At 59.8% G+C, this 8,906-nt stretch carries 9 protein-coding genes and 1 pseudogene; 8 read left to right on the top strand and 2 right to left on the bottom strand.

All coding sequences use genetic code 11. The features are described 5' to 3' along the window. Nucleotides 1-110: S-adenosylmethionine synthetase N-terminal domain-containing protein (locus ACF08N_RS37235; RefSeq protein WP_392327156.1), on the bottom strand; the 110-nt coding region annotated here is incomplete at its 3' end. 1,300 nt (nt 111-1,410) lie between these two features. Here ACF08N_RS37235 and ACF08N_RS37240 point away from each other — a divergent pair. From ACF08N_RS37240 to ACF08N_RS37260, 5 genes are all read left to right on the top strand, one after another. Continuing rightward, nucleotides 1,411-1,938, top strand: coding sequence for a response regulator (locus tag ACF08N_RS37240; RefSeq protein ID WP_392329150.1), 528 nt, complete (start codon nt 1,411-1,413; stop codon nt 1,936-1,938). A gap of 146 nt (nt 1,939-2,084) precedes the next feature. Continuing rightward, nucleotides 2,085-3,785, top strand: coding sequence for an ATP-binding protein (locus tag ACF08N_RS37245; protein WP_392329151.1), 1,701 nt, complete (start codon nt 2,085-2,087; stop codon nt 3,783-3,785). A 79-nt stretch (nt 3,786-3,864) separates the two neighbouring features. Next, a complete protein-coding gene (locus ACF08N_RS37250) occupies nt 3,865-4,290 on the top strand; it encodes a hypothetical protein (RefSeq protein WP_392329152.1) in 426 nt (141 codons plus the stop codon). 228 nt (nt 4,291-4,518) lie between these two features. Next, nucleotides 4,519-4,728 (top strand): transposase, encoded by a 210-nt coding sequence (locus tag ACF08N_RS37255; RefSeq protein ID WP_392329153.1) that lies wholly within the window; start codon nt 4,519-4,521, stop codon nt 4,726-4,728. A gap of 109 nt (nt 4,729-4,837) precedes the next feature. After that, nucleotides 4,838-5,512, top strand: a complete 675-nt coding sequence (locus ACF08N_RS37260) for a hypothetical protein (protein WP_392329154.1) — start codon at nt 4,838-4,840, stop codon at nt 5,510-5,512. Here the strand turns inward: ACF08N_RS37260 and ACF08N_RS37265 are convergent. Next, nucleotides 5,489-6,091, bottom strand: a complete 603-nt coding sequence (locus ACF08N_RS37265) for a TetR/AcrR family transcriptional regulator (protein WP_392329155.1) — start codon at nt 6,089-6,091, stop codon at nt 5,489-5,491. The two genes, ACF08N_RS37260 and ACF08N_RS37265, sit on opposite strands and share 24 nt — an antisense overlap. A 101-nt stretch (nt 6,092-6,192) precedes the next feature. On the opposite strand from ACF08N_RS37265, the gene ACF08N_RS37270 reads away from it, so the two are divergent. The 3 genes and pseudogenes from ACF08N_RS37270 to ACF08N_RS37280 form a co-directional block, all read left to right on the top strand. Further along, nucleotides 6,193-6,807 (top strand): flavodoxin family protein, encoded by a 615-nt coding sequence (locus ACF08N_RS37270; protein WP_392329156.1) that lies wholly within the window; start codon nt 6,193-6,195, stop codon nt 6,805-6,807. Next, nucleotides 6,804-7,871, top strand: a complete 1,068-nt coding sequence (locus ACF08N_RS37275) for an NAD(P)H-dependent flavin oxidoreductase (RefSeq protein WP_392329157.1) — start codon at nt 6,804-6,806, stop codon at nt 7,869-7,871. The genes ACF08N_RS37270 and ACF08N_RS37275 overlap by 4 nt, the downstream gene beginning before the upstream one ends. A 237-nt stretch (nt 7,872-8,108) precedes the next feature. Beyond that, nucleotides 8,109-8,724 (top strand): annotated as a pseudogene (locus ACF08N_RS37280) (IS630 family transposase); the annotation flags it as partial. Nucleotides 8,725-8,906 lie beyond the last annotated feature (182 nt).

Genomic DNA, 8,906 nt, shown 5'->3' on the forward strand with positions numbered 1-8,906 from the left:
GTCGGGTCCTCCCGCAGAAGGGCGTCGAGAATCGTGTCGCTGATCTGGTCGGCGATCTTGTCGGGGTGGCCCTCGGTCACGGACTCCGAGGTGAACAGACGACGGGACACAACGCTCCTCGAGAAAGGGTATCGACTGCCTCCGTACTCAGGTGTTCCAGGCATAGGACCAACTGATTGGCTGCACGACCCCATTATTTTCGGCCCCGTGTCAAGCTATGGCTTGCCAAGCTAGGCATGTGACCACTGATTCCGTCCACCTTCCTCCGCTAGTGCGCGAGGTGGGTGAGCATCTGCTACTCAACGGGGCTGAAGAGATGGGCGTCCAGAGGTCAGCTCAAGGAGCAGGGGAAAGACCTCTCGCACACCAGCGCCGCTGCATCCGGTAAGACACGGTGCACGGCGCTGGCATTGAGACGTGGTTTTGGTGGCTCACGAGGTCGGTCATGAGGAGGCTAGGGTCGTCGAGTTGCGGAGGACCGCTTCGTGACGCTGGCGCAAGACACCAGCTTGCCCGTGAATGGTTCAGGAACCGGCGATGGGCGTTTGGCTGCGCGACGTCGACTCACGGCGGCTGCGCCTGGCCAGCCATGCGCAGCCGCTGACCAGCATGTGAATGACAGGTGCGACCGCGGTCGCGTCACGTGCGTTCGGTGTACCGCCGCCTGCGGCTACGCTCTGCCCTCTGGAATCAACGGCCTGGCCAGCTCCCGCAGTCCTCCAGAACAGTCAACTCTACGTCCCGCCCTCTGCCGCAACGAGGCAGTAGGGCCACGTCTGTAGAGAGATGTTCCTCGTGAAGCGCCCGCAGGAGGCCCCGTCGGCGTATGGGCCATGCTGGGAGAGCTGCCTGGCCAGGAGTTCCTCGATCGCTTGCGGCGAGGGATTTTGCACCATCCATCGGCGTAGGCCAAGGGCGAAGTTCCCTGCGGCGCCTTGGCCGCGGGCGTAGTCTCCGTGCCTGTCTCGCGGCGCGCAACAACCGGTGCAGTAAGGGGATCGCCAGCCGCTCACGTCTCCGGCTCAGTGACGTCACGTGACATGCCAGGATCACCCGATCGAAACTGGTGCGGTTACAGCCAACACCAGCGACCACAGACGGGATGAGACCAGCGGTCCTTCTCCCCTTTGCCCGACAGCGTTTCCGGTTCGGACATGGGGCTGCCCAGCCACAGAAACACCGCTGCCGCCACAAGAAATGATCAAGGGCACGACTCGGTAGACGCTGAGTAGCAAATACTCTGCACCCTCATCGGGTTCCTCATAACATGACACAGAGCATTTAGAAGTGCGTGCTAACGACATACCGACAGTTTTCCTGCTTCACGCGGTCATTGAAAGACATGGCCACAGGTAGCGCCAAACTCAAAGAACATTCCAATCAGCGACGGGCGTGAAGGAATTAAATTTCATGGAAGCAGAAATCAAGCAGCCTCCTCACGTACTCCTCATCGTCGATGATGACGAAGACGTTCACCAGATCACACGCATTGCGCTGCGCTCCCTGAAATACGAAGGGAGGGGTGTCAAGCTTCTCAGTGCTCATTCAGCTGGCGACGCGATCCGCATTATGCAGGGCGAGAACCAGGTGAGCGTCATACTTCTGGATGTTGTAATGGAATCCAACGAAGCCGGACTGGAGGCATGTCGATTTATCAGGGATCGGATTCGGAACCAGTTCGTCCGTATCCTTCTGCGTACTGGGCAGCCTGGCATGGCCCCAGAAAAGAAAGTAGTAGAGGAATATGGAATTGACGGCTACCTATCCAAGGGCGAGCTCACCTCTACACGTCTGACTACAATGGTTCGCACCGCACTGAAGGCTTATTCCGAGATTACGGAAATTGAATCCAAACGCAGGAGCCTGGAGTCGGTAAATGAGAGCATTAGGGACATCTCTGGCTCGGTTCAATGGAACACATTCCGTAGGGAAGCTTAGATTCCTGAAGTCAAGCTGGTAACTCACCTCCGCCGGCCTGTCAGATTTGCAAGAGCCGCACAGCCGACGAACCCTTCGCTGACTGGCACCGTTCTGGGATTATTCCGAGGCAGCCAAGTCGACCCAAGAAAGGCACAAACATAGCCATGCCGTGGAGAGTCCTAGTAGTCGACGATGATGCAGACGTGCATGCGGTAACTAAGCTAGTCCTTAAGAAGAAGTCTTGGCGAAACCAACGTTTCGAGCTCACAGGTGCGCGAAGCAAGGCTGAAGCGGTCACTCTTCTGAAAGAAGGCCACGAATTTCACGTGGCGTTGATCGACGTGGTCATGGAGGAGGAAGGGGCAGGCCTAGAACTGTGCGAACTGATCCGTGACAGGTGCCCCAGGTCCACGAGGATTGTGCTTCGGACGGGACAGCCTGGACTCGTCCCAGAGGAGGAAATTCTCAACGACTACGACATCGATTACTACATGAATAAGGCCGATATCTCTCCGGAACGGCTTTTCTCGGTCGTGAGAGCATGTCTCCGCAGTTCCCAGGATATTTCCACGCTCCTGGCCTATGGGAGACAACTGCAGAGCTTCACTCGAACGCTGCAATACGTTAGTACCGTTGAAGACCTTGTTGTCTTCATGGGCGAGGCCCTGGGGTTCCTGGAACTTAAGCATCACTGTAAAACGGTATTTGCCTACGACCTTACCAGGGATGAAGATGCCATCATCTCGGAAGGGCGATTGGACTACTTGACCAAGGCAGAATGCGTCCGCGCCCTGATGAACGCCCACGAGCGTGCCGCAGAGCTCATGACGGAGCATCATGGACGAGACCTAGGGCTTAGTGACGCAGACTTCGGAATCCTCTTTGAAGCCCGCGAGGAGAATCTGGGGAAGACGGCTATCCGTGATTCCACTCCCATCCCGGGTGGAATCATCTTCTCGATGAATTCTGAAGTGGTTTCAGCTAAATCAAGGAGAGACCTGGCATCAGATGCGAAGCTTTTCATTGAAAATTGGTGCATCGCATTCTCTACGCTACGCCTTCGGGAGCGCTTGAGTCAGGAACAGAACCTGCGCAGCCAGATGTACCAAGAGCGTCTAGAGAGCATCGCAACGATGGTGGCGGGTGTGGCTCATGAATTAAATACCCCGCTAGGTGTCGCCCGCACAGCGGGGTCAATGGTCAGTGAGCTCACCCGGGAGATTATCGACGGGATTTCGAATGCAGAGGCGGAGTTTTCCGAAGAAGCGGCCGATCTGCAAGAGTCCGTCCGTCTCATGAACAAGAATCTGGATCGTGCTCATAAAATGATCCAGAGCTTCCGGCAGCTGTCTGCCTCGCAGCTTTCTGATGAGTGCGTAGAAGCTGACATCAAGGGCATAATTGAAGACTGCATGGAGACGATGGGGCCTGATCTAAGAAGGTCGGGTATCAACGCTAATGTGCACCCGAATTATGGAGAAGGATGTCGCTGGATTGGATATCCGGGACACCTGAGTCAGGTGATAATAAACCTGACTCAGAATGCCATACGGTATGCCTATGATCCGGGCGTAGGGGGAGCTCTCGATATCACCATCGAGGGCAGTGGAGACGGCTTCCTTGTCAGGTTTACGGACTACGGCAAGGGCGTGAGCGATGAGATTAAGCCCAGGATGTTTGACGCCTTTGTCACATCGGGGCGCGAGATCGGTGGAACTGGGCTGGGGCTCGCGATCGTGCAAAACATCGTCACCAATCTGCTCGGTGGAGACATAACCTGCGAGAGCTCTCTGGGGGAGGGGACAATTTTTGAGATCAGGTTGCCGGCTGTCTGTCGAATTGAAAGCGATACTTCCCCAGTCTGATCGACGTGTGCCATAGGAATTGCGCACCGAGACGGCTCGGCGCATTCCGCCGACTTCGCTCAAGAAAGGATCACCAGGCGTGACCCTCATGGAGACTCAAGAGCAGTTCGAGCAGAAAGCAATAATGGTGCACGGGATGATGCTCGTCTGCCATATTGACGGCCCAATATCATCTCAGCAGTTAGCGCTTGTGGAATCCTACGCCAAGTCACTGCCTGAATTCTTTGGACGGGATTTTCACGAGTACTACGAAGCGGCCAAGAGTGTGGCGGCAGATGCTCATGGAAGTGTTGATCAGGCGGTGAGCGTACTTGTTGGCCTGACATCGGTTGAGCTACGCAAGAGGCTCTATGTCTGCGCTACGGAGCTGGCTCGGGCTGGCGGCCTGGCTGAGAAGGAAGAGAAGCTGCTCCTCTCCATACAGCATGTGCTGGAAATTGATCACGAACTTGTGCGTGAGATCAGTCATGTCCTGGACGTCAAGTATGGGCTGGCTGGGCCGTAACCCGATCAGGGCTGCTTTCGGACGTCGGTGAGGGTGAGCATCACCGGCACTGCGCTCACCCCGCGAGCAGAAAGGCCGCTACCCAACAGCGAGGCTTCAACTGGGTTGTTCACCAAGCTGCAGTCGAGGCACGACACCATGTTCGTCGTGGTGGGCGGCCCGTCTCGATCGGAGCCCTGTCGCTGGCCGTAGCCCGCGATGAGTGCCGTGCCTTGAGGGTTTGACGATGTGGCGGATCGCCGATCTCTACTCGGCGAGGCGAGGACCGATGGCCGCGATACGGCGCTGATCGCGGAAGCCGCCCGCACCATGCCGCACACCCAGCGTGATCTGGCACCGGACAACGAGACAGTCGCCGAGCTGAGCGTGATCGTGGGGTTCATGATGAGTTCGCCGGTGAGGCCATCCGTGACACGAACCAGGTGCGCGGGCTGCTGACCCAGATCCATCCCTCACTTGAGCGGCCCTCAGCCCACTCCTGGACCATTCCGCCGCCCTTTCCCCCTCGAACGCAACAGCTCACAGCCCAGTTGAGAAAGGTCAGTTGGTGACGGCTGTAACGATGCTGCGACTCAAGGCCACCGCGCAGAGCCGAACGACTCGTCGAGACGTCTGCGACACGCTCGACGGGCAGCCCGTCGTCGTCCCGGGCACAGACGCCGCGCTGATCACGCCGAGCCTTGCCGCCTCGCTCGTCTCTTTCGTTGACCAGCGTAAAGTCCTCGTCGCATGGATCGAAGGCTGCAGGAGGCCCGCCCCACATTCCCAGGTCCTGACCTCCATACCCGGCATCGGGGTCAGGACCCCAGCCCGGATCCTCATTGAGGGCGGCGACGGCACACTCGCCGCCAACGCCGGCCTCGCCCCCGCCACTCCGGGCACTTACATCCGTAGCGAGCAGTGGCAAACCGGCAGCTCAAAGGAGCCTTCTGCCTCGCCGCTTTCGCACCTTGTCCCGGCAGGACTCACGCGTGTACAGGAACGCCGGGAAGGAAAACACCACGTTGCCGCGGTCATCTGTCTTGTCCAGAGCCGCGTCGAGGTGCTCTTCGCCATGCTTCGCGGCGGCACGTTCTACCTGCCACCGGACGATGGCGGAGTCGATCTGGACGAGCCAGTTGATGTCACCGGCCGCATCGGCCCGATCCTGGTCTGCTGGAGGGCGCAGACACGGTCGCGTCTCGGTATCGCTGCCATGTCAGGCGCCGTCGGCGCCCAGTAGTAGCAACGTATGTGGCCATAGATCATTTAGGACTGATGGATCGTTCTTGAGTTTGGCGAAAAGGATCATGCCTTCGATGTGGGCAACCACAGCTCGCGCTGTGGTTGAGGTCGCGCTGCGGTGGTCAACGCTGCCTTCGGCGGCTGCTTCTTTGATTACCCCAGCGATGAGAGCGGTCTGCTCCTCGAAGATCTCCTCGAGGTGAGCCCGAAGCATCGGCTCCTGCGCGCTGAGCTCGAGGGCCAGGTTACCCAGCAGGCAACCGTCGACGGTTCCTGTGTCATCTTTTGTGCGCTCCTGAACCGAAACCATTGATGCCAGAAGATTCCGGAGTCGCGTCAAAGCTGGCTTGTTCCCAGACAGTTCGGTGGCCCATAGGGTGCGCTGGCAATGCCAGTGCATGCTGACCACTTCAAGGGTGAGCGCTTGCTTTGAGTCGAAAAAGTGATAGAAGCTCCCCTTTTTGACGTCGGCGCTCGCGCAGATCTCCGCGATGCCGACGCCGGTGTACCCCCGGTGCCGCATCAACCCCGCGGTGGCGTCGAGTAGCCGGTCGCGTGCAGTGCTGGTGCGTCCCATGACTGTGATGATACGGGCGGTCAACTATGTGACAAGCTTGGCAGATAGTTGACCGGTCGTCTATGATGGCGGAACCTGTTTGACTATCCCTGGAGGATCCGTTGTCCGAACCCATCTCAGTTGCCGTCGCCTACTACAGCGGTTACGGGCACACGTCGCGCCAAGCAGCCGCTGTTGCTGCCGGCGTCGAGTCAGTTCCTGGGGTGCGCTCCACCCTTCGAGACGTAGCCACCCTTGATGATGCCCTCTGGGAAACACTGCAGGCAGCCGAAGCGATCATCTTTGGCTCACCCACCTACATGGGGAGCACCTCAGCGGTCTTCCAAAGGTTTGCTGAAAGCAGCGCCCGCGTCTGGGCCGAACAAGGCTGGCAAGGGAAGCTCGCGGCGGGATTTACCAACTCGGCAGGACTCAACGGCAACAAGGACAATGCGCTACTATCAATGATCGTCCTTGCCGCCCAGCATGGCATGAACTGGGTGCCCTTAGGTCTTCCGCCTGGCTGGATCTATACCTCAACCGGGAGCCCTGACGACCTCAACCGGTTAGGCGGATTTGTTGGAGCCATGGCCCAGTCAGCCTCCGACCTAAGTGCTGAACAGGCCCCGACCAAGTCAGATCTCCTCACTGCCCAGCATTTAGGACAGCGGGTTGCGCAGGCGGCACTTCAATTCGCTCGCGGCCGAGGCGCCGCTGCCGGGGCGGTGTCGGCGTGAAGGCGGGGCGCTTGGGGCAACTGCTAGGTATCGATTATCCGGTGATCCAGGGCCCGTTCGGAGGTGGTTTGTCCTCTGTGTCCCTCACTGTGGCAGTCTCCGAGGGCGGTGGCCTGGGCTCGTACGGCGCGCACCATCTCCGTCCTGGCGCGATTACGAAGTTAGTCGCAGAGCTTAAGGCATCTACGACACGCCCCTTTGCGGTGAATCTTTGGGTGCCGCTTGGGAGGGAGGAGGAACCGCGGCTGAACGACGTTGAACTGGGCAGGCACATTGAACGTATCCGTCCCTACTACAACGCCCTCAGCATTGACGCCCCCTCGGCCGAAGATGTCCGGTCTCAACCGTGCTTCGACGAGCAAGTAGACGCTCTCATGGCGGCAGGACCACCGGCGGTCAGCTTTGTGATGGGTATCCCGCCCCACCGGGTGATCCGAAGGGCAAAGCGTCTTGGCATCGCGGTGATCGGGACAGCGACCACTGTAGACGAGGCCATTGCTCTGGAGAACGCTGGCGTCAACGTGATCGTGGCCTCCGGCAGTGATGCCGGCGGTCACCGGGGCTCGTTCTTGAAACCTGTCCGTGAATCTTTAGTCGGGACCTTTTCCTTGGTCCCGCAGGTAGCTGACGCCGTTGCGTTGCCAATCGTCGCCGCAGGCGGCATCGTTGACAGTCGGGGGGTCACCGCCGCCCTCGCTCTGGGCGCCGATGCTGTGCAGATTGGCACTGGTTTCCTGGCAACCCGCGAGTCAGGGGCAAGCGTCATACACAAGAAGGCGCTGGTCGGGTCCCAGGCGCGGACCACCGTGCTTACTCGCCTCTTCTCTGGTCGTACCGCGCGCGGGATCCCTAACCGTTTCGTGCGTGAGATGGCCGCCCATGAAGAAGATGTGCCCCCGTACCCCATTCAGAATGCACTGATGCAGCCGATCCGCCGCGCGGCGGCCGAACAGGGCCGGGGAGACTATGTGAACTTATGGGCTGGTCAGGCGGCGGCGCTCACGCCGGTCGGCCTTGGCGCAGGGGAGTATCTGGCCTCGTTAGTGGAGGCTCGACGGCGTTAGCTTGAGGAACCCCGATTGCTTAGATGCCGTTGGTGCCGCACCGGGCAGGCACCAACGGCATCAGGACGACAGATACTTTCCCTCCTCGTCCAGCTGAAGGCCGCATTGCACCGCCGCCTACGACCTGGCCGAGGCGGTCGAAGAGGCCTTCCCCAGTGCACCACCCTCAGCTTCCCTGGCCGCCGCAGGCGTGGGCGTTGCGGTGCAGGATCATTCTTGCCTGCGCCGAGGGCGCGTCGTATCTGGCGGGCCTTCGGGCTGCAGCCGCACCGGTCGGAGGCCTTCAAGCTGTCGACCGATCCGTACTTCGTCGACAAGGTCCACGACGTCGTTGGGTTGTATCTGGACCCGCCCGAGCGGGCGTTGGTGTTCTGCGTGGATGAGAAGTTGCAGATCCAGGCCCTGGACAGGTCCCAGCCGGTGCTGCCGATGATGCCCGGCGTTCCTGAGCGGGCCACGCACGACTACGTTCGCGCCGGTACCACGACGCTGTTCGCCGCGCTGGAGGTCGCCACCGGCAAAGTGATGGGCTCGCTGCACCGCCGGCACCGCGCACAGGAGCAAGACTCCCGTCATCAAGAGGTGGCTGCTTGCCCATCCTCGGTTCCATCTGCACTTCACACCGACGGGCTCGTCCTGGCTGAACCTCGTCGAGCGGTGGTTCGCCGAACTCACCAACAAGCAGATACGACGAGGCGTCCACAGATCCGTCCAGGCCCTGGAGAAGGACATCCGCAACTGGATCGCAGCCTGGAACACCGACCCGAAGCCCTACATCTGGACCAAGACCGCCGACGAGATCCTCGAACGCCTCGCCTCATATCTGAACAGAATTCCCGACTCAGAACACTAGGGCGCTGGCCGAGATCGGCGACGACCGCACATGCTTCCGTCGACGCTCACGGCCTGAAGGCCTATCCCGGCTCCTGGCGTCCGGCAATAAGACGTCATCTCATTTGGGTCGGTAGGCTGTCGGTCGTGGTGGGGATCGTTGAGCGGCTGGTGCCGGATGAGTTGTGGGAGTTGTTCCAGCGG

It is taken from the genome of Streptomyces sp. NPDC015127 (genome assembly GCF_043080095.1).
GTDB lineage: Bacteria > Actinomycetota > Actinomycetes > Streptomycetales > Streptomycetaceae > Streptomyces.

What these genes read in the sequence shown, in the direction of transcription:
- ACF08N_RS37265 (WP_392329155.1), bottom strand. Translation starts at nt 6,091, where the DNA reads ATGGGACGCACCAGCACTGCACGCGACCGGCTACTCGACGCCACCGCG.
- ACF08N_RS37240 (WP_392329150.1), top strand. Translation starts at nt 1,411, where the DNA reads ATGGAAGCAGAAATCAAGCAGCCTCCTCACGTACTCCTCATCGTCGAT.
- ACF08N_RS37245 (WP_392329151.1), top strand. Translation starts at nt 2,085, where the DNA reads ATGCCGTGGAGAGTCCTAGTAGTCGACGATGATGCAGACGTGCATGCG.